At 59.9% G+C, this 20725-nt stretch carries 15 protein-coding genes and 1 pseudogene; 4 read left to right on the top strand and 12 right to left on the bottom strand.

Annotated elements, in window-relative coordinates:
* Window positions 1-97: 97 nt before the first annotated feature.
* The gene (locus tag C7S18_RS01775) at window positions 98-385 is read right to left on the bottom strand and encodes an RnfH family protein (RefSeq protein ID WP_106889924.1); all 288 of its coding nucleotides are present in this window, start codon (window positions 383-385) and stop codon (window positions 98-100) included.
* The gene (locus C7S18_RS01770; RefSeq protein WP_106889923.1) at window positions 385-822 is read right to left on the bottom strand and encodes a type II toxin-antitoxin system RatA family toxin; all 438 of its coding nucleotides are present in this window, start codon (window positions 820-822) and stop codon (window positions 385-387) included. The genes C7S18_RS01775 and C7S18_RS01770 overlap by 1 nt, the downstream gene beginning before the upstream one ends.
* A gap of 191 nt (window positions 823-1013) precedes the next feature.
* On the opposite strand from C7S18_RS01770, the gene smpB reads away from it, so the two are divergent.
* Complete coding sequence (gene smpB / locus C7S18_RS01765) at window positions 1014-1511, top strand: SsrA-binding protein SmpB (RefSeq protein ID WP_106889922.1); 498 nt, start codon at window positions 1014-1016, stop codon at window positions 1509-1511.
* 52 nt (window positions 1512-1563) lie between these two features.
* Here the strand turns inward: smpB and C7S18_RS01760 are convergent, their stop codons facing one another.
* Entirely contained in the window at window positions 1564-3684 is a 2121-nt protein-coding gene (locus C7S18_RS01760) for a hypothetical protein (protein WP_106889921.1), read from the bottom strand.
* A 290-nt stretch (window positions 3685-3974) separates the two neighbouring features.
* Here C7S18_RS01760 and C7S18_RS01755 point away from each other — a divergent pair.
* A pseudogene (locus C7S18_RS01755) lies at window positions 3975-4652 on the top strand (SPFH domain-containing protein); the annotation flags it as partial.
* Between the two features lie 101 nt (window positions 4653-4753).
* Entirely contained in the window at window positions 4754-4945 is a 192-nt protein-coding gene (locus C7S18_RS01750; protein WP_106889920.1) for a type II toxin-antitoxin system antitoxin, read from the top strand.
* Between the two features lie 70 nt (window positions 4946-5015).
* On the opposite strand, the gene C7S18_RS01745 is transcribed toward C7S18_RS01750, so the two are convergent.
* From C7S18_RS01745 to C7S18_RS01725, 5 genes are all read right to left on the bottom strand, one after another.
* A complete protein-coding gene (locus C7S18_RS01745; RefSeq protein ID WP_106889919.1) occupies window positions 5016-5453 on the bottom strand; it encodes a hypothetical protein in 438 nt (145 codons plus the stop codon).
* A 473-nt stretch (window positions 5454-5926) separates the two neighbouring features.
* Window positions 5927-8383 (bottom strand): ABC transporter permease, encoded by a 2457-nt coding sequence (locus tag C7S18_RS01740; protein WP_106889918.1) that lies wholly within the window; start codon window positions 8381-8383, stop codon window positions 5927-5929.
* A 183-nt stretch (window positions 8384-8566) separates the two neighbouring features.
* Window positions 8567-9619, bottom strand: a complete 1053-nt coding sequence (locus C7S18_RS01735; RefSeq protein ID WP_146151709.1) for a helix-turn-helix domain-containing protein — start codon at window positions 9617-9619, stop codon at window positions 8567-8569.
* Between the two features lie 438 nt (window positions 9620-10057).
* A complete protein-coding gene (locus tag C7S18_RS01730; protein ID WP_106889916.1) occupies window positions 10058-12598 on the bottom strand; it encodes a TonB-dependent receptor plug domain-containing protein in 2541 nt (846 codons plus the stop codon).
* A complete protein-coding gene (locus C7S18_RS01725; protein WP_106889915.1) occupies window positions 12592-13557 on the bottom strand; it encodes a helix-turn-helix transcriptional regulator in 966 nt (321 codons plus the stop codon). The genes C7S18_RS01730 and C7S18_RS01725 overlap by 7 nt, the downstream gene beginning before the upstream one ends.
* Before the next feature lie 550 nt (window positions 13558-14107).
* On the opposite strand from C7S18_RS01725, the gene C7S18_RS01720 reads away from it, so the two are divergent.
* Entirely contained in the window at window positions 14108-14509 is a 402-nt protein-coding gene (locus tag C7S18_RS01720) for a nuclear transport factor 2 family protein (RefSeq protein WP_106889914.1), read from the top strand.
* Between the two features lie 35 nt (window positions 14510-14544).
* On the opposite strand, the gene C7S18_RS01715 is transcribed toward C7S18_RS01720, so the two are convergent.
* The 4 genes from C7S18_RS01715 to xseA form a co-directional block, all read right to left on the bottom strand.
* Entirely contained in the window at window positions 14545-14973 is a 429-nt protein-coding gene (locus C7S18_RS01715) for a cupin domain-containing protein (RefSeq protein ID WP_206207957.1), read from the bottom strand.
* A 116-nt stretch (window positions 14974-15089) separates the two neighbouring features.
* Window positions 15090-17057 carry an alpha/beta hydrolase family protein gene (locus C7S18_RS01710; protein WP_106889913.1) on the bottom strand — a complete coding sequence of 656 codons (1968 nt, stop codon included), beginning with the start codon at window positions 17055-17057 and terminating at the stop codon, window positions 15090-15092.
* A 307-nt stretch (window positions 17058-17364) separates the two neighbouring features.
* Entirely contained in the window at window positions 17365-19182 is a 1818-nt protein-coding gene (locus C7S18_RS01705; protein WP_106889912.1) for a monovalent cation:proton antiporter-2 (CPA2) family protein, read from the bottom strand.
* Between the two features lie 83 nt (window positions 19183-19265).
* The gene (gene xseA / locus C7S18_RS01700; RefSeq protein ID WP_106889911.1) at window positions 19266-20618 is read right to left on the bottom strand and encodes an exodeoxyribonuclease VII large subunit; all 1353 of its coding nucleotides are present in this window, start codon (window positions 20616-20618) and stop codon (window positions 19266-19268) included.
* Window positions 20619-20725: the final 107 nt, after the last annotated feature.

The raw sequence follows: 20725 nt of genomic DNA, 5'->3' as shown, positions 1-20725 counted from the left end.
GCCTTGAGCAATGTTCGATGGATAGCCCCCGGCATTCCAAGCGATACATTCAGCACCTCGCCAGTCGTGCCGGAGCCAGTCTTCCCCCGGATGCGGCTCAAGCGCGCTTGTGACGCAGTCGGGAAGCTCTCTGGCGCCGCGCGTCTTTGGGATCGATTAAGAGCGGCCGGTAGATCTCGATTCGGTCTTGATCGCGAAGTTTTGTCTCGGGTGCCACGCGCCGACCGTGAATGCCCACTCGGGTCGCCCAATCACCTGTCTCCGGGCAGGCCTCCAGCATATTTGAAGCCTGCACCGCATCGGCAAGAACACTGCCTTCGGGCACCACCAGAGTCTGCTGCCAGACGCGATCAGGCAGTGCATAGACGATTTGCACGCTCAGCATCAGGCAGCCTTGGGTAGGTTACGGGCCGCGCGCGAGAAATCGTCGACCAATCGGTCCGCCAAACCTTGGAAGCCCAGTGCCAGCGCGGATCCCATCAGCGAACCGGCGAACTCGAAGTCCAGGTTCAAGGTGACCTTGCAGCCCACATCGCCCAGGGCCAAAAACTGCCAGCGGCCGCGTAACGACTTGAACGGACCTTCGAGCAGGTTGAGCGTGATCGACTCACCCGGCACCAATTCGTTCTCGGTTGAAAAGCCCGCCCGAAAACCCAGATAGGACAGGTCCAGACGGGCGCGCATCTGAGTGTCGCTGCGGCTTTCAATGCGCGCGGCCTGGCACCAGGTAAACAGGCGTGGATAGTCTTCAACCTCGTTGACCAGGGTGAACATGCGGCCGGCCGGCTGGGCAATCAGGGCAGAGCGTTCGATCCGACTCAAGCAAAAACCTTTCAGGAAGCAGCAAAACCAGCAAGAATAGTACCGCGATTGCGACCCGGAACGCCCGGTAAGCCAAGGCCTAGGGCTCTGGCGTCAGCTGCTCGAACGACCCCGGACTGGTTGGTTGAAGCCGCCTGTGACGCTTGTTTGCCAGGTGCCGACCGATCGCTGTCAATCGCCAGGAAGGATCTATGAACAAGAAAAAGGACGACAAGAAAGGCGCCAAGGGCGACAGCACCATTGCCCTAAACAAGCGCGCCAAGCACGAATATCGCTTCGACGAACGTATCGAGGCGGGATTGGCTCTGGAAGGCTGGGAGGTCAAGGCGTTGCGCGCCGGTCGCTGCAACCTGGGCGACGGCTACGCCATTCTGAAAGGCGGCGAAATGTTCCTGTTCGGTGCCCAGATCGTGCCCCTGAGCTCGGCGTCCACCCATGTGTTTCCGGAAGAACGCCGAACGCGCAAATTGCTACTGCACCGGCGCGAGATCGACCGCCTGGTCGGTCAAGTCGAGCGCAAGGGCTACACGCTGATCCCGACCGCCATGTACTGGAAGAACAACCGCGTCAAGATCGAACTCGGCCTGGCCCAGGGCAAAAAGGAACACGACAAGCGCGACGACCTGAAAGAGCGCGAGTGGGAGCGTGAGAAAGCACGGGTCATGCGCGCGAAGAATCGCGACGCGTGACGTTGGCGCCGCGGTAAATCTCGCGCCGCAAGAGGCGCCCGTCAGCGTCCCACTACGGCGCCTCAAACCCGTCGGCGAAGTCCACCAGATTGTGCCGGAGCATATGAACTGAATCCCGACTCGCCGCGAACACCCATATCTTGTTGTCGTGCTTCGCTACTGCCATTTGATTGTTGATGCCCACGTCCCGCCCCAGCGGCTCGGAGACGGCGAGATTGTCCGAATGCCCCCGGATGTACACCCGATCACCGGCAGCCAACACCAGCGGGCCTTCGGAATCAGTGACCACCGCGATGGCCTGTGCAACCACACCACCATATTGCCGCCGCGACAGCTCGACGCCATCGCTGCAGCGATAGCGGACGAGTTCGGTGGCAAACATCGCGACCAGTCGGCATTGCCCATCAATGGTCTCAACGCCAACGTCCAGAATAGGCGCACCGACGTCGAAGAGACGCAGAAACGCCCCGTCTGTGAGCTCTTGCAGTATCAACCACGACCCACTGGCCCAGACCAGTTCCGCATCTGGATCGGAATCGACGTTGCCGGTCGCTAGGTGACCTGGGGCGCTCTGCCCAACGACGGTCGAGAACCACATCATGTTGCCATTGTCACCCATGCCGACCGTGTTGTACCGCATGGCCAGCACCACACGCGGCGCCTGGTTTGGCAGAGGCACGATCGCCATGTCGTGCATGTCATTGTTGAAGCCGTTGTAGTCGAAGCCCCACTGCGAGCTCAGCGACACACTATCGATCGCTCGCACGTGCGTGCTGTCGGACAGGCCCGTGCTGATCATGATCTCGGCCTGCGGATCGGCGTCAAGATTGGCGGCCTGCATCCGCACACCGCCATAAGCGCCAACGTCGTTGTAATGGAACTCTTGCGAACGCAACAAGGCGCCATCGGACGCGTTGGCAATAAAGAGCTCCCTGCCAGTTGGTGTGGTCTTGGAATCCACGTGCTCATAAATGGCCTCGAGTGAACCGTCCTGATCAAGATCTGCGAGCGCCAGGTCGATCTCTGGAGGCCAGGACGAATTCTGTCTGAATCGGGCCTCGGTGCTGGTGACGTCATAGACATAGACGATGTCCCGTTGCGTCGTCCCAAGCCCGCCCGTGATCAACAGTTCCAGACCGGGCTGATCGTTGAAGTTGCCGACCGTCAGCGCATCCACGCCATAGTTAGCGTTGACGAAACTATCGATCTCGTCGCCCGTTGTCGTGTCATAAACCTTGACCCCCGCGTACTTGCGATCACCGGTGAGCAATTCATCAATCCCATCGTCATCCAGGTCCGCAGCTGTCAGCGAATACAACTGCCCCGCACTGATGTCACGCACCGCCCCGAAGCTTGGTGTCAAGCTATAAAGGCGGGCGCCGACCGGACCGGCCGAAATAAAGAATTCCTGGATGTCAGGGCCGCCGATGAAATTGCCAACCAGCACTTCGCCGTGAAAACCCACCGGATCGACTGCGTCAAATGCATGGCTGGCGCCGTCCATGACTCGGCCACTAATAGTCCAGTTGCTTGCCAGAATCAGCTCCAGTGCAGGGTCACTGTCGAGCTGGCCGGCCCCAACGCGATTGGCCTGCTCGGTACCGACATAGGTGGCGGCGCCAGTCTGCAATGAAATGGTACCCACGACGCCAAACTGGCCGCCCGCACAATAACAGCCGTAGCCGTCAAGGGTGCCGTCGGCATCAACATCGCCAACCCCATTCAACTGAAATCCGCTTGGCAACGGCACCGATGTCTCCAGATGCAGATCCGGGCCCGCAAATTGCAGCAGCGTGGCCTGACCTGACGCGATCACCGAAACCAAGACGCGGTCCGCGCTCGCATTGACCGGTCGGTACCGGACAATCTTGCCCAGGATGTCGGCACCCGGCCCCAGACGCCGATAGGTTCCAATCCGGAACCGACTCGGGCTGGTTGGATCGCGGTCCAACACGGCGAGCAGATCAATTCCCGTCGGATCAAATCCAGGCTCGTCGTTGCCGGTGATGACCGCCTCGTCATTTCCGTCACCGTCAAGGTCTACGGACAACACCCCAGCGTATCCCGGTTGGTTAAGCCCATAGGACTGGCTCCAGAGCGTTTCCAAGGCCGCAGCGTCGGAACTGTCGACCAGCGCAAGATATCCGAGCAACCCCAAAATAACGGCTCGCATGTTCGAAATTCCACAATAAACGCACTCAGGCCAGAGCTTGACTCGGTCGCTTTCTTGCGCGCAAGATATCGTTTTGATATCGTTGTGATCCGTTCATCCAGGAGTGAGCCGTGAGCAATACCCACATTTCCGAACGTCCCCTGTCGACGCTGCCGGGCATTCCGATGCTGCTCGTGCTGCTGCTTGTCACCTTGAGCATCCCCGTCGTGTTCATACTGAAACTGATTCTGCTCGGAATCCCCTTGGCGATCGGCGTGTTTCTGTGTTGGTTCGGGTTTTTCGTCGTGCAGCCCAATACCGCAGCGGTGATTCAGCTCTTCGGCGACTACAAGGGCACCGTGCGCAACGAGGGCCTGCGTTGGGCGAATCCGTTCTACAGCAAGCAATTGGTGTCGCTCCGCATTCGAAACTTCGAATCGAGCAAGTTGAAGGTCAATGACCTGGAAGGCTCGCCGATCGAAATCGGTGCCATCGTGGTGTGGCAGGTGGTCGACTCCGCTGAGGCGGTGTTCTCGGTGGACAGCTACGAACACTTCGTGCACGTGCAGACCGAAGCGGCGCTACGCCAATCGGCGACCAGCTATCCGTATGACATGCACGATGGCCATACGATCTCGCTGCGCAGCCACACCAAGGAAATCGCCGACCACTTGCAGAAGGAAATCCAGGAACGCCTGACTTCGGCCGGCGTGCAAGTGCTCGAAGCCCGCATCTCGCACTTGGCTTACGCGCCAGAAATCGCCCAAGCGATGCTGCAACGCCAGCAGGCAAGCGCGATCATCGCAGCGCGAAGCAAGATCGTCGAAGGCGCGGTCAGCATGGTGCACATGGCGCTGGAGCAATTGGCTGAAAAGGGCGTCGTGCAACTCGATGAGGAACGCAAGGCGCAGATGGTGTCGAACTTGCTGGTGGTGCTCTGTGGCGAACGGTCCACGCAACCCATTGTCAACGCCGGTTCGATTTACTGATCGACCGAACGGCGCTGCCTAGGCAGCGCCGTTTCTTGCAGTCCCGCCCCATTGGGTGCGCGTTGCGCATCGAGTCAGGCGGGACCAAGCGCAGGTGAGCCATGAGCGAAAAGAAAGCCTACCCACTTCGCATCAACGCGCAGATTCTGGAAGCCATACAGCGTTGGGCCGACGACGATCTGCGTAGCATGAATGCGCAGATCGAATTCGTGTTGCGCGAGGCCCTGCGCCGGAATGGCCGGATCAAGGCAGCCGAGGCCAACGATCCGATCCCAGATCCAACTTCACGCTGAGAGTCGCGTAGTGCCGATGCCGCCGACAGATGCGACTGATAGCCCATATAGCGAAGGCAACAATGTGACTTCAGCTTTCTAAGCCCGCAGAGATTCGCTTTTCCGAGTTGGCGCCGGTGCCGTTTGGATAGCGCACCACATACTGCGGGCCCACACGATCCAACCTCATGCGGTATCCGTCCAAGACACAGCGCGACGGCGTGCCGTCATTGCAGGCGCTGTCGACCAGCGGATCGCAATTCATCACGTACTCGGTCCCATCCTGATCGCCAAACAAGAAGTCGCGCTGGGAATCGTTGGGCCAGGGACTGGTGAACTCGGCGCCACTTGGCTGAAACGGCGGACACAGTTCCCCGAGGCGGATCATCCAACCCAAACCGGCGCTGTTGACCTGGCGCGGATACGAATGATCCACGCAAAGAGTGGGGCCAACGCAGACGGCTTGGAAATCCCAGGCACGATGATTGTAGCTGGCGCCAAGACGATAGGTCACCGCACCGGTTTGCATGGGCGCGCCCAAGCCGACGACGAGCGAGAGATTTCCATGAACGGATTAACCGACTCGTCGAGCCCAAGCGCGTCTCCGTCGCCAGCCAGCCCGCGCGCCATCTCAGGAAAATTGTTACCGCCGTAGCCGGAAACGTCAAAGCTCCGAAGATCAGCACCCAAACAACAGGACGAAGCGCCTGATTCATGACTTATCCTCTTCCGCCGATCAGTTATGCAAGAAACCGTCTGACTTCGAGTATGAACCGGTACAGGAGCCATGCTTTCCTGTTCTTGCGCTAACGCGGGTGTGCTGCACACGGTATATGCGTCTGCCAGACTGACCTTGCTGCGGCGGGCATTTCTGACCGCACCTGCCGCTCATCGGAGACTCTCGTGCGCATGCAGATGCGCGTTGAGCCAGTCACACTCGACCGTTTTCACACGCTTTCTGGAGCGCCTGAAGCAGCCCACCTGGACTTATTCAGACCCTCCTTAGTTGTTTCGGAATGCGGCGCTGGGCTCGGTGGCTGCGGCACGTCGGGCCGGCCACCAACTGGCCAGTCCGGCAACGATGAGCATCACGGTCGCAACCGTCACATAGGCCAATGGATCCAGCGGGCTGATTCCATGTAACAAGGTACTCAACATGCGGCTAGCAGCCAGCGCCGCTATGGTGCCCACAAGGATGCCGACAACGGCCAACACGAGGCCCTCATCAATCACAGTGCGAAGCAATCGGGCCTGCGTTGAGCCGAGCGCCAGGCGCAAGCCAAACTCGGCGCTACGGTTCGCGACACTGTTTGCGACGAGGGCGAATAGACCGAGCGCCGCCAGTGACAGCGCGGACAACGAAAATGCGGTAGTCAAGATCGCAGCGAAGAGCGGTGCTTTGTTCTCGACCGCCAACTCGTCAGTCATCAGCGAATCCCATTGAATCGCCGATCGCGGTGCCAGTTCGCCCAGGCGTCGCTTCAAAGTGTTCAATGCTTGTGCCTGATCGCCATGCATGCGCAGACCGATCGATATGGTTGTCGAGGGAACTTGTGCGAGCGCGTAATAGGCGTCACGCCGATGCGCGGCCGGATCTGCAGGATCGTCCCATCGAATTGCGCGGCCCGTGTCCTGCTCGCCGTAGCCGTCCCAGGCAACATCACTGACCACGCCGATGATGCGCGCGCGTTCCGGCATCTCGCCATTTGGCAGCAAGTTGATCAACTCGGTACCGATGACCCGCTCGGCGCCACCCAACTGTTGCGCCAGGCTCGCCGAGATAACTACCACTGGCGCAGTATCGGCCTGGTCTTCACTACCGATGTTCCGACCCGCCAACAAGTTCAGACCAAGCATCTCGAAGAAGCCGGGATCAACGGCATGCCCGCCCATGCGCGGACCGCCTTCCACAGGTTGCTCCCCTTGACTGGCATGATGGAACATCGGCTTCCGGGCATCCCACGGTGGCAACGTTGGCCATACGAGGCCAACCGCTTGTACACCTGGCTCGGATCGCAGACCTCTTGCAATGCGCTCACGAAACGCGGCCGGCGCGCCGCCATGATCGAGCTCGCTCACCGACAGAGCCAGACGCACAACATCAGTGCGGAAGCCGAGCTCGGTCTGTGCCATTGCATTGTAAGAACGCAGCAACAATCCACTGACCACCAGGAGCAAGACTGCGCTGGAGATCTGGGCGACCACGAGCACTCGCGTCGCACGTCGGGTGGCACTATTGCCGGAGTGTCCGCGACCGCCGTCATTGAGGGCCGGCCGAATTTCCGAGCGGTGCGTGAGCCAGGCTGGAACGAGCCCGGCGAATAGCGCTGCGCAACCACACACGAGTGCTAGTGCGGCGACTGTCACCGGATCTGCGCGCAAGTCGAAATAGCCCGGCAAAGCCACGGGCGCGGACGCGACAAACAGGTGTAGCAGCAGCGGCACGGCAAACGCACCTGCAACCGCGCCGACACCAGCGATCAACGCGTTTTCGGCAAACAACAGCACCGCAATCTGCCGCACCGAGGCGCCCAGGGCGCTCCGTACAGCAAACTCGCGCCGTCGATCGACGGCGCGCACCAGCGCCAGTCCGATCACATTGATCAGCGCAACCAGCAAGAGCGCCCCAGCAGCCGCAAAAAGCAACCAAGCGTTTGCCCGCAAGCCACGGCGCCAATTCTCACCAACCGGCTCGATCCACCAGCGAAACCGCTCGTATTCATGAGGGTAAGCCTCGGTCAGGGCACGTCCCAAGGCCACGACTTCCGCCTCTGCAACTGCGGGACTGACATTGGGCGCAAGCCGGGCCAAAGCATAGGACTGACGCGCACCGCGATCGTCGATCAAGGTCGCAGGCTGGTACTTCGGCATTGGCATCCATATTTCCACCTCATCACTTTCGACGGTGCCGATAAAGCCCGGAGGCATTACTCCGATGACCTGGAAATTGAGATTTTCGGAGCGCAAGGTCCGGCCCAGAACTGCTGGATCAGCGCCAAGGCGCGTTCGCCAGAGCTTGTCGGAGACGATCGCTACCGCCGGCGCATCTGCGGCGAAATCCGTGCTGCTGAAGCCGCGTCCCAGGCGCGGCACAATACCGATCAATTCCAGGTAGCGCGCGCTCACCGCTTCGCCCCGTAGTCGCATGGCCCCATCATCGAACCAGGCGACCAGGCGGCTACGCGCCACACCTGCAAAGGCGTCGAATGCCTCAATGGATTGCAGATCCCGCAGCTCCGGGATCGACAGGTTAACGCGCTGATCGCGGTCATTCGCAACCCACACACGCATCAGACGGTGGCTGTCCGGAAACGGCAAGGGCTTGATCGTGACCGCGTACACGAGGCTCAAGGTCGCACCAACAGCAGCCACCGCGAACGCGATGCATAGTGCGATCAGCAGAGCTAATCGCGAATTCCGCCGTAGCCGACGCCATGCATCAAATAAGATCGCCGGCATCGTTTTCTCCAGAGGTTGCGGCAGAAATATTGGGCCGATCAGTTGAGGCAATGCCCCGAGCGGCTATCGGGATAATGGCGATGCTAGCCATTACGCTGCACTCGACGAATATGGCGGATGACATGGGCCACGTGGCAAAATCCGGTCAGGTCCGGGGCTCTTGGCACAAGCCGCAATGACCGCTCAACCGCTCCCAAGAGCCTCATCAAGGCTGCCCGGCCCATTCATGTTAACGCGACGATACTGCCCCGGCGTGACACCGAAGTATTGTCGGAAAGCCGTCGTAAAATGACTTTGGGCGGCAAAGCCGAGGGACAGCGCGATTCCAGAGATGTCGATGCTACGACAGCTGAGCATGGCGAGAGACTGAGCCAGAACCAGCTGTCGCCAGTACTTGTGGATCGATGTGCCCGTATCCAGCTTAAACAGTCGGCACAGATGAAACTGCGACATATGTACAGCGTCGGAGAGGCTCTTCAGATCAACGCACTGTGGCACCGAGTGACACATGAGCTCTTTCACTTGTCGCACGGCTTCGCGGGCGCGACGTCCCGCCAGCTCTCGACGAAAGCCTCCATCAATTTGTGCACCAGCCGCATTGGCCGCTGTGGCAACGACATTTCCCGCCAGCTCGAGCAGCCTGACTTCGGCGGCCAGTTTATGAACGTGAGTATTTCGAAGCCGCTCGAACGTCAGGCGTCCTTGAAAGTAGAGCGAAGGGGGCATCGTGACATCGTTGCACGGAAACCTCGGCCCGCCAAAACGCTGCAGCGTGTCAGGCGCGACGTGCTTGACGATGTCAGTGAGCACATCGCTGCTGATCCCGACGACATCGGTATCGTCCCGGTCGCTGCCACAGCGTTGGCGCGCATAGGAGTCGCCAGCGTTGAGCAGTACCAGTGTGTTGCGATCGGCAACGAAACAGGGGCCGTCGTTGACAGTCAGGCGCGATGACCGCCTCGGCAGCCCAAAGCAAAAGTTGCGAAGATTACTGGCTCCAGCAAAGTGTGGATGTGTGGCCGGGCAGCGAAAGCCGGCTACCGCGAATCCGCCGCCTTCGAACAGGAGTGTTTCAACCGACGCAAGTTCGAATGAATGTGTGCTTCCCATGGATTCATACCTTTTCCGACAGGGGCTCGGTCCGCAAAGCCCAACCCTGACGTAGCCTAATTGCGCGGGATGCGCGCGGCACGTTTCGAACATGCGCGTACCGTTTGCCGTTGTTGGCGGCATCATCGGACAACGATCTGGCCACGCACTGTCGTCGCGCCATGGGCCATGACCGCCCCGGCCAAACGCCAGGTGAGCACGACGCGCCTGAGAATCATTGTGCTTGCGCAAGCCTGGCACAATACGGGTGCATTCTTTTGACGGACACCCGTTGCCAGCGCAATTTGTGTCGGAACGAAGCGGCGCGCCACGGTTAGCGCTGCTATCGGCACAACAGCGATTCCAAACATGCGCCAAGACTTTGCCGATCTTGCAATGATCGGAAACACTTGCGCCGCCGCAAATCGAGGCTGCTCAGGTGCCGCTTGGGCCTAAGTTCCTTCTTATGCTTGATAGCCATCACAGCCTGCCGGCAAGCTATCGATTGCCCACCGAAATGCGGTGCAACCCTGATGCGGCGAAGAGGGCCGCCCACGGCGGCCCTCATTTGCATCGGCGTTCGGATTAGAACGTTTGGGTGTAGCGAACGTAGGGGGTGCGCCCGTAAGCGTCATACAAGTAGAAATTCCACGGCCGGCCCTGAAATGCGGAGTCCAGACTCGGGTACTTGTCGCCGATGTTGGTGGCACCCAGTGCGAGGGTGGCATTCCACGGTGCCTTCCAGACCAACTGCAGATCGTGCGTGGTATAGCCTCCAATCGCAGGCGAGACCGTATCCTCGGGGGTGCCGTCGATAAAATTGGAATTGAAGGCAACCGACCAGTCGCCCAAGGTCCAGGTATTGTTAAGCCCCAATCGCAAGTCCGGTGCGCCAAACGATCCTGCGAACTCAGTGCCATCCAGCTCCCAGCCCAAGACCTTCGTGCCTTGCAGGCGACTAGTCAGCGTACCAAAGGCGCCCAGTTCGAAGTTGGCGCCAATTGAGAAATCCACGCCATTCGTTTTGAGGTCACCTTCGTTGGTGGCGCCACGGACAATCAGCACAATCGCGCCCGTGGTGGGATCGCGCTGAACCGACAGGCCAGCTGGTAACGGAATCCCGAGATTCTGCCGAGTGACCAGAGTCTGCGGTCCGACATTGGTGATCGTGTCGTCGATCTGCGTATGGTAGTAGTCGACGGTCAGGTTCAACCAATCCAAGGGATCGGCGGCCAATCCAAAAGAGTACTGCTTCGACTGCTCTGATTTCAGTTCGGGGTTTGAAATGACCGTAGCGTCAACCTGCACCTGCGGGTTGGCAGCACAGTCGGTCCGACCGACTGCCTGGCACGATCGGAGATCGATCACTGAGTCCGCTGAAAAGGCCGCCGAGGTGTAAAGTTGCGGCAGACTTGGCGCGGCGTAACCAGCACCGTACGATCCGCGGAAGGTCAGTTGATCCATGGGCTGCCAGCGAAAGGCGACTTTGGGAGCAAAGTCAGAGCCATAGTCAGAGTACTTATCGAAGCGCCCTGCGACGGTGAACTCCAAAGTATCGCTGAACGGAAACAGCCATTCGAAGAAGGCGCTGCGCACATATCGGGTGCCCGCCGCAGAGTTGCCTGCCGAACCTTCGATCTCACCCGACGCCTGCAACGAGTCGTAAATGTCAGCGTAGTCCTCGGATCGCCATTCGCCACCTACGGCCATCGACGATGCACCACCGCCCATCTCAAAGAGTTCGAACGATGCGGTGGCATACAGCTCGCGGCTATACCAATGGGAGTCGCGATTGATCGTGGCAGAGATCGAGTCCAGGGTCTCACGATCCGAACCGAAGGGGTCACGCAAGTCATATCGACCTTCGGCAATCGCCGCTTCGGCAAGCCGACGCACAATGTAGTTGTGGCCGAGAATGTAGCCTTGGTCCTCGAACTGGCGCACACCGACGTCCAGATCAACCGTCTCTCCCAGGCGTCCACGGAATCCGACCAGCACATCGTAGGTGTTCTCATCGGTGGTGTCGTCGCGCGGGCCGACCGCGGCAAAGCGGTGCCGAACATAGGCGCCCAGATTATCGCCGGGGACCGGATCGTTAGGCGAACCTTCGGGCACAAAGACCTGACCGGCGGTGGGTGCATAACGTCCAAAAGATTCGTTCCGGGCAACCGACGCCTGCATGTAGGTCGACCAGTTATCGTTGATCTGGTAATCACCAGAAACGAACAACGCCGAGGTGTCGGTTGAAGCGTCATTGGCGGCAATCGCATTGAAATTGAACGAGCAGATGTTGCCCGGGCCGCCAGGGTTCGTCTCGTAGAAATTGTTGCCCGAGCAGTTGAAGCCCGGCAGCGGCAGATTGACGCCCGCCGGGCCAGTACCCGCCGCATTCGGCAGACGGTAGTTGTTACCGAAGAACGACACGCCAAGAATGTCACCGCCAATCTGGTCGCGCGTGAATACAATGCCACGCTTGTTATAGGAGACGGTTGCCAGAACGCGCCCGCGATCGCCAGAGGCGCCAAACGAGGCGGACCCTACCTCGGTATCACCGCCACGGACCGAAGGATTGCCCCGGGTATAGCTGACCTCAGCGCCTTGGAAATCCTTGCGAGTGATCAGGTTCACCACACCACCAATGGCATCCGAACCGTAGATGGCCGATGCGCCATCAGACAAAATCTCAATTCGCTCAATCGCACTGACGGGAATCAGATTCAAGTTGGCATTCGCACCCGTGAACGGCGTCTTGGCGACGCGCCGACCGTCGATCAGGACCAGGGTCCGTTGCGAACCCAAGCCGCGCAGATCAATGTCCGAGGTGGACTGGCCGGTCGAACCGGATTGCGGCCGGAAGTTGCCGAACGAGGCAAACGTGGAGTCGCGCATCAGTTCAGCCACCGAGACGTCGCCCGAGGCATCGATCTGGGCGCGATCAATGACTTGAATCGGCAACGCACCCTCAATGTCGGCACGCTTGATGCGCGAACCGGTCACCACGATGGTTTCAAGGGTTTGCTCACCGGACTCGGGATTGTCGTCCTGCGCAAGGGCGGTGGCAGACAGAGACGCGAACGTCGCAAATAGTGCGAGCCGGATCGAGTGGCTCAATCGATTATCTAGCATCTTGAATAGACTCCAGTTGTTAAGTGCGCGTTATCGCACCAGTCAAAAATAGGCAGACGCGTCGATTGCCGCGCGTCCGGATTTGCGATTTCATCCTGCTCCGTGTGCCACTTTTCGGCGTTGCGCATTCGCATCTCACTCGGGGCATGCCCGAAACGCCGCCGAAAAGCTCGTGCGAATGCACTGGCGTTTTCGAACCCACAGGCATTGGCAACTTCACCTGCCGACAGATCTGGCCGACACAGCAACTCGCGCGCATTGCCAAGACGCAGGGCTTGCAGAAATTCCAGCGGTGTCGCCTCATAGACGCGCGCAAAGGTTCGAGAGAAGTGCCAGCTCGAAAACCGCGCCAAACCGGCCATATCGGCAACTCGCACCGGTCGGTCGGTATTGCAGGCCGCATAGAGGCTGGCCCGCTGCAATCGGGCCAGCGTTCTTACACGCGCCAGGCGGGATTTGCCAGGCACGCGCGATAGTCGCGAAAAAATCGGGCGCTGGGCATGTTCGAGGCATTCGATCACACTCTGAACCTGATGATCGCGTTGCCAAAAGGCTTGTGCTGGCGCCTTACTGTTTCGCAATTGCGTCACCAACATCTGGGCCAGATCCTTGGGCAAGGCGCCGATTCCGGGCAGTAGCCGGTTTTCGACTCGCATCTGGCGCCGGGCCGGTGGATTGGTTGCGATGACAATGGTGAGACCGAGGCGGGCCGACTGCACGTGAGTAGGCAGGTCGGGATCGGTCACCAACCACTTTCGCCCCGTTAGGCTCAGCAGACCAATCTCGCTCGATACGCGGGCACAACCGCGCAAGTTGATCACGACGCCAAGCCAACCGATTGGCAAGGCCAGGGACGCGCCACGTCCCAAGACCATGATTCCCAGGCGCGGGATCAAGCGTTCACCAGTGGGACATTCCCAGACTTCGGCTCGGGTTAGAACTTTCTCATGGAGCCACATTGACACTCCTTGTCCGCACGGACGGCACACTCCATGCGAATGGTGAGCGCAACTCAAGCTCAATACTTTAAGGAAATTGCGGGATTCGCCTGCTGCGTGGTTCAAGCCGCGCCCGAGGCAGTGAATCACCTCGATCGCATGCGTTGATCGGAGTCTGTGCAAGGTTCAGGAGCAGGAGCAGGCGACCCCATGGCACCACAGACGATCACCTACCACCCGGCATTAGCCCGACAGGCAAGAGACGCGTTCGCAACACATTCGGAACGCGACATTGCGGCCGAACGCAATTGCAACCCCAAACGTGCGTCTACAACTATCGTCGGCGTGTCACTCGGCAGTTTCGGCCGGAACTGCAAGCGTCCACCCCTGGCATCCATTTCAAATGTAGGACGGCCTTCAGGCCCAAACCAAGCCCACTGCAAGCCCTGTTCGCGACTGCAGCCCAACCCACAAGAAACAGTCCCTGCATCCAACTGGCTGGTGCGCTCGTATTGACACCAGGCGCGCCGGACCACCGGCGTCACGGCAACGATACAAACGGGGAACCCTCATGCATACCATTGATACCGTTCAAGCCATCTATGCAGCGTTCGGTCGCGGCGACGTCGACTTTATTCTGTCGCAACTTTCCGACGACATCGAATGGGAATACGATGCGCCCGATTCAGACGTCCCCTGGCTGCAACCGCGGCGCGGCAAGGACGGCGCCCAGCGCTTTTTTCAAGAGCTCGGCAACACGATGGACATTCAGTCCTTTCAAGTCACCCGCATACTCGGCGATGCCCAACTCGCAGTGGGTCTCGTCGACATTGCGTTCGTCGTCAAGCGCACGGGCAAGCGCGTCCAAGAACGCGACGAAGTGCACTTATGGCATTTCGACGCGAACGGCAAGGTCTCCCGGTTCCGGCATCGGATCGATACCTTGACGCAAAGCCGTGCGTGCAGCCCTTGATGGGGACGAACGATTCAGGCGCCATCGAACGGCACTCAGATTTCGGACTCGTTTGCCGGGCGCTCGCGAAACCACTGCGCGATCGCCGGCATTTCTGGCTCGAACCCGCCAGGTACTGAGACATTCAGGACCCCAGCGCGAACATCGGAGCGGTTTTCAAAGTCGTGCACCGTACCGCCGGGGACGAGCACCAATGTGCCCCGGTCGGCATCGATCCAGCGGTCCGCGAGCAGGAAGCTCATGGTCCCCTCCAGCACATAAAAGACATCGTCTTCGTCATGTCGATGCGCGCCAGGCCCGCGCGTCCGCGGCTCCAGCCACCATTCGGAAATGGAATACCGATTGGCCGACTCCGCCCCGTCGGCTTTGAAGATGGCATCCAAGCGGCCCATCGGATACGAACGTCCGCCACCTGGTCCCAATACGATCGCTTGGCGAATGGCAGGGTTTTGATCGCTGTTCATACTGAGCACCTCCTATTGACAAACGATAGCGCTCGAGCGCTTCAGACGCCAACGGTCCAAACAACAACGCCGGCGCAGGGCCGGCGTTGTCATCTCGGTCGCGATCGCGATGCCAATCAGTTGGCAGCGGTTTTCTTCTTCGCACTCGCACCGATCCGGGCGTCGATAAAGTCGAACATCTTCGTATACAGATCGACTCGGTTATCGACCTGGTAGAAGCCGTGACCTTCCGGGCGAACCAGTTCTTCGTACGGGTACTTGATGGCATCCAGCGCTTTCTTCAGGCGATAGAAGTGGCCGATTGGCACGCGCACGTCGTTGCTGCCGTGAACCAGGAACAGATCAGCCTTGATCTTGCTGACGTTGTGCACCGGCGATACCGCGCGCAGCGCATCTTTGTCGTCGCCGACGTAGGCGCTCATCCACTGGTTCATCATCTTCTTTTGCTCGGAACCACCGCGGTCGCCATCGGAGTTATCGCCTTCGCGGAACCACACCATGTCGTAGACACCCACGTAGCCAACGCCGCACTTGTACAGGTCGGGCTCCTTCTCAACACCAGCAAGCGTGGCATAACCGCCGTAGCTACCGCCGTAGATGCAGATGTGATCAGCATCCGTGATGCCCTGCTCAATAGCCCACTTGGTGCCATCGGTCACGTCGTCCTGCATCTTAAGGCCCCATTGGCGGCGCCCCATATCCATGAAGTCTTTGCCGCGATTGCCCGAACCACGATAGTTGATCTGCAGCGTGGCATAACCACGGCTGGCGAAGAACTGCGCTTCCGGATCATAGCCCCAGCTGTCGTAAGGACCGAACGGACCACCGTGCACGTTGACGATCAAAGGCAGGCCCGTCTTCTTGTCTTTCGGGCGGGTCAGCATGGCATGCAGTTTCAGACCATCGCGCGCCGTAATCGTCACCGGCTCCATCTCGGCCAATTGGTCCGCCTTGAGTTTGGGCAGCGACGCCGCCAAGAACTTGGCCTTCATCGTGGCAACGTCAAACAAATAGAACTCGCCTGGATTCCGGTCGGAGCGAACATAGGCAATCGCCCGTTTGCCATCTTGAGTAAACGAACCGATCGCGACGTCCTGCCCCTTGAACGCGAGCTCGACGGATTGGATGAAAACCGAATCTTCGGCTTTGTTGGTGAAATAGAGCCGCTCACCGCGACCCTTATCGGCATAAACGCCGAGCACGTCACCATTGTGGCCGTAGATGCCCTGGGTGATATCGACTTCGTCATCGCGATGAATCAGCTTGAATTCGTCGGTGCCAAAATCGTACGAGAACACGCCCATGCGCGCGTTGGTGGCCATGTCGAAGTCAGAGGCGAAGTACGCAATTTTGTTGTCGGCCGAAAAGCCGATGCCTTCGAACTGTGGTTGCTTGCGCTCGGACTTGAGGCTCAGCTTCTCCCAAACATCACCTTTGCGGACATGAATCACCGTTTGGTGGCTATCAATATCCTTACCTTCAACAAACTCAACCGCCACACGCACCTTGCCGGCGTTGTCGGCGATGACTGAATACGGGTTGTAAAGCTCCGGCTGTTCGGACGCCAGGAACTGGAGATCACCCGTATAGATGTCCAACTTGTGTACACGCTCGGTACCGCCATCGAAAGCGTGGCGCTTGGCGATCAGGATGTGCCGGTCGTCGCCAACCAGGCGGTTCAGCAACCGATACCCGGAGCGCTGCATCTCGAAGATCTGTTGACGCTTGCTGCCATCGAGATTCGCAGCATAAAGATGCGTCGGGCGGCCCAAATTGTCGAGGTTGCCGGTGATCTTGCCGACCGACATCACCACGCGCTCGTTATTGCCCCAGAAGAAGTTCAGCACGTGCATCTGATCGCCAAACGAGAAACTGGACAGAATCTTCTTCTGCTCAAGACTCATGACCGCGAGCTTGACCTCGGTGCCTTCTTCGTACGTGAAGGCGACATTCTGGCCATCCGGCGAAATCTGCATCCCGACGAACTGGCGATGCTCAAAGAACTCCCGGAGCGGGATCTGTTCGGCATGAACGACGCCGGTCAACAAGAAAATCAGGCAAATAAGACTTCTAAACAACTTCATGACGCCTCCCGGGGCAATTTTCAGCGAGACACCAATGTTAACCGGCCAAGACCGGCATAGGAAAATCCCAATCAGCCAACCGTTGAACAATCAGGGACTTACGCTCAGCACTGTGCCATCAGTCACGGCGACGAAGCGTCAAAGTTCTGTGGTTTGGGCGGCGTCGAACTGGTGCGGCATTCCCTACGGCTGCGAGGCGCACCACCCAAAACGGCGCGCTAGCGTTCGGCTAAACAGCGCCTTTTCCGGCCAAGCACCGGTTTCAGGCCGGGCCTGACCCGCCATGCCGATTCGGTCCAGACGCTGGCTACATGGTCGAGCGGGATGCCACAACGTCACTTTCCGCCTGATCCACCTCGTCGGCCTCGAAGATCTGCTGCAATTCAACCAAGGCTTCGCGAGTGCTTTGAATCATTTGCGCTTCGTCGTTCCGCATCTGGAACTGGGCTTTCAGGATCGACTCGTCGTGTTGCCTGAACCGCTCGACGCGGAGCCCAGCGCGATCCTCGTCCATCCCGAGCAGACTCAACGTGCGCCTGGCCATTTTCAGGCTGGAGTGAAACGTCTCGCGGGTCACGACGTCGACTTCCGCTTCCCAAAGGCCAAACACGTGGCGACGATTGCGTGCGCGGGCGAGGATCTTCACATGGGGATACAGGCGTTTGACCAACTTGGCGATGCGCACACTTTCATCCGGGTTGTCCATCGCCAGCACAAATACCTCGGCGTGCTCCAGCCGCGCTGCGCGCAAGGTCTCTGGGCGGCTTGGGTCGCCGTAGTAGATCAAGCTGCCAAAACGTCGCGACAGCTCGACCTGCTCCACGCTCTGCTCCAACGCGAGAAACGGGATGCGGCTGGCACGCAGGACACGACCAACGATTTGGCCAACGCGCCCGAATCCGGCAATCACGACCCGCGGATGTTCGTGCTCTGGTACCTCGTCGTACTGGCGACTCTGGGTTGCATCCAGATGCACGGTCCAGCGCTCCACCAGGATCACGAGGATGGGTGTCACGGCCATAGACAAGACGATGGACGCCGATAGCAAGTCCCGCTCACTCGCAGGCATCACACCGGTTTGCGCGGCCAACGCCAGCAGCACGAACGCGAACTCGCCGCCCTGCGAGATATACGCCGCCATCCGCAGACTGTCGCGCTTTGCCATTCGTGCGAGCAGGCGTCCCAGCAGAACCAAGATCGCACCTTTGACGAGCACCAGCAGGACTACCCCCAGCAAAACCTGGAGCCAGTTTGCGAGCACGAGCAACCAATCTACTGACATGCCGACGCTCAGGAAGAACAAGCCAAGCAGCAGCCCTTTGAACGGTTCGAGATGCGACTCCACCTCGTGTCGGTATTCCGAGTCCGCCAGCAGAATGCCGGCCAGAAAAGCACCGAGCGCCATCGACAACCCGGCGAGCCCTGTGATCCACGCCGTGCCCAGCGCGACAAACAAGGTCGCAGCCGAGAACACTTCGACACTTTTTGATTGCGCGGCGATCCGAAATAGCGGCCGGACCAGATACCGACCGAATACGACGACCGCGGCGACGCTCGCAATCGCCTTGCCAAACCCAAGCCAGGAGAATCCGGCATCGGGGCCGGCAGCAGCGCCCAGCAGCGGAATGACCGCCAGCGCCGGAATGGCGGCCAGATCCTGGAACAACAAAATCCCGAGGCTGTTGCGGCCGTGCGGGTCGCCGATCTGCTTGCGCTCGGCCAGCAATTGCACGCCAATCGCCGTGGACGACAAACTCAGCGCCCCGCCAGCGACCAGCGCGGTTTTCCAATCGAACCCAGCCAACAGCGCCAAGATGCTGAGCACCAGGGTGGTCAGCACAAATTGCGCGGCCCCCATGCCAAAGACAGCCCGCCGCATCAACCAAAGTCGCGCTGGCGAGAGTTCCAGACCCACCAGAAACATCAGCAGCACGACGCCGAGTTCAGCCACCTGTGCCTGCTGCTCGGAGTGTTCGACCAGCGCCAGGGCGGTTGGTCCGAGCAACGCACCAGCGACCAGATACGCGAGCACCGCGCCCAGTTTCAGGCGGGTGAAAATCGGCACCGCCACCACCACTGCGGCAAGCAGCAGCAAGGCCTGGTGCATCCAACTGAGATCATGCATGGTGTGGGTCCTGACTGAATGGGCCGAAATGGGTACTGCGCATCCGGCACGCAAGGGCACAGACCGGACAATACTTCATCGGTTTATGACGACTTGATATCAACCGATTGCACCGCGACCTGCGCGTCGCCCCTCGCCCACTGCACGCGCAGCGCGTCGCCCGGTTGCAGGGTGGTGGGATCGGTCACGATTGCGGCGCCCTGCCACGTCAGCGCATAACCACGATCAAGCGTGGCGAGCGGGCTCAACGCATGCAGCTTGGCGCCAAGCATGCCCAGCCGGTGCTGATTCGCTCCGACGACACCCTCCATCTGCGTCTGCAGGCTGTCGTGCAGGCGTTGCAGCGTTGCACTGTAGCGCTGAACCCTGGGCTCAGGGCTCGCGGCCTGTAGCCGCTGACCCAGGCGATCCACGTTCCGACCGCGCGCGCTTTGCGCTGCGGCCATGCTCGCCTGCATGGCCTCCGTCAACGCCTGCAGACGCTGCTGCCACTGGTGCAGCAAGCGTTCCGGATGCTGGGCACGGAGTGCGGTCAATGCCACCTGCAGCTGCAGATGCTGTTGCCGCACCTGCCGCTGCAGGGATTCACTCATGCGCTGCGCCAATTCATCGAGACGTTGCGTCAGATCCTGACAATCAGGCGCCAGCAACTCGGCAGCGGCAGAGGGCGTGGCGGCGCGCAAGTCTGCGGCGAGTTCGGCCAGGGTCAGGTCGATTTCGTGTCCAATCGCCGCGAGCACCGGCAGGCGCGAGGCGGCAATCGCACGGACCAGCCCCTCGTCATTGAATGCGAACAAGTCTTCGATCGACCCGCCGCCACGCGTGATGAGCACCAGATCGTAGTCACCGGCATTGGCGTAGCGAAGCGCGCGCAGCACCGACGCCGGCGCCTCCGCGCCCTGGACGAGGCTTGGCAGCAAATCGACCTCCAGCAACGGGTAGCGCCGTGCCAGCACGGTTCGCACGTCATGCCAGGCGGCGCCCTGAGCGGACGTGATCACCGCGAGCCGTTTTGGGAAGCGCGGCAACGGTCGCTTGCGGCTGGCGTCGAACAAGCCCTCCAGCGCCAGCTTCTGTTTCATGACTTCGAGCTTCCGCATCAAGGCACCGATTCCCTGCGGCTCCATGTGCTCGATCAGCAATTGCAGATCGCCACGCGCTTCGTACAGGGTGACCTTGCCGCGAATCAACACTTGGTCACCATTGACCGGCTTGAAGCGGAGCAGTTGGTTGCGGTGCCGAAACATCACGCAACGGAGTTCGGCGGTGGCGTCCTTGACCGAAAAATACCAATGGGGCGATGAGGTGGCCCGCAGATTGCTGATCTCGCCCTCAATCCAGAGCATGGGCATCGTCTGCTCGAACATGCCTTTGAGTAGCGCATTCAGGCTGCTTGGGCTGAAGACCTGGCGCTGGTTGAGCTCTGATTCGGACATTGACGGGATGGGCCTGTTGGGCAGTTGATCCTAGCAAATTCAGTTGTCAGGGCCGAATTCGACCTTGCCTCATCCAAGCCGCAAGGCTACCGTTCCTGGCAACTGCG

Source organism: Ahniella affigens (assembly GCF_003015185.1).
Lineage (GTDB): Bacteria > Pseudomonadota > Gammaproteobacteria > Xanthomonadales > Ahniellaceae > Ahniella > Ahniella affigens.
This window is presented reverse-complemented; position numbering and strand designations above follow the sequence as displayed.

Excerpts from the sequence above, each read along its gene's own strand:
- smpB (WP_106889922.1), top strand. The coding sequence starts at position 1,014 with ATGAACAAGAAAAAGGACGACAAGAAAGGCGCCAAGGGCGACAGCACC.
- C7S18_RS01775 (WP_106889924.1), bottom strand. The coding sequence starts at position 385 with ATGCTGAGCGTGCAAATCGTCTATGCACTGCCTGATCGCGTCTGGCAG.
- C7S18_RS01720 (WP_106889914.1), top strand. The coding sequence starts at position 14,108 with ATGCATACCATTGATACCGTTCAAGCCATCTATGCAGCGTTCGGTCGC.
- C7S18_RS01705 (WP_106889912.1), bottom strand. The coding sequence starts at position 19,182 with ATGCATGATCTCAGTTGGATGCACCAGGCCTTGCTGCTGCTTGCCGCA.
- C7S18_RS01735 (WP_146151709.1), bottom strand. The coding sequence starts at position 9,619 with ATGATGCCGCCAACAACGGCAAACGGTACGCGCATGTTCGAAACGTGC.
- C7S18_RS01730 (WP_106889916.1), bottom strand. The coding sequence starts at position 12,598 with ATGCTAGATAATCGATTGAGCCACTCGATCCGGCTCGCACTATTTGCG.
- C7S18_RS01710 (WP_106889913.1), bottom strand. The coding sequence starts at position 17,057 with ATGAAGTTGTTTAGAAGTCTTATTTGCCTGATTTTCTTGTTGACCGGC.
- C7S18_RS01740 (WP_106889918.1), bottom strand. The coding sequence starts at position 8,383 with ATGCCGGCGATCTTATTTGATGCATGGCGTCGGCTACGGCGGAATTCG.
- C7S18_RS01760 (WP_106889921.1), bottom strand. The coding sequence starts at position 3,684 with ATGCGAGCCGTTATTTTGGGGTTGCTCGGATATCTTGCGCTGGTCGAC.
- xseA (WP_106889911.1), bottom strand. The coding sequence starts at position 20,618 with ATGTCCGAATCAGAGCTCAACCAGCGCCAGGTCTTCAGCCCAAGCAGC.
- C7S18_RS01745 (WP_106889919.1), bottom strand. The coding sequence starts at position 5,453 with ATGCAAACCGGTGCGGTGACCTATCGTCTTGGCGCCAGCTACAATCAT.
- C7S18_RS01725 (WP_106889915.1), bottom strand. The coding sequence starts at position 13,557 with ATGTGGCTCCATGAGAAAGTTCTAACCCGAGCCGAAGTCTGGGAATGT.
- C7S18_RS01715 (WP_206207957.1), bottom strand. The coding sequence starts at position 14,973 with ATGAACAGCGATCAAAACCCTGCCATTCGCCAAGCGATCGTATTGGGA.
- C7S18_RS01750 (WP_106889920.1), top strand. The coding sequence starts at position 4,754 with ATGAGCGAAAAGAAAGCCTACCCACTTCGCATCAACGCGCAGATTCTG.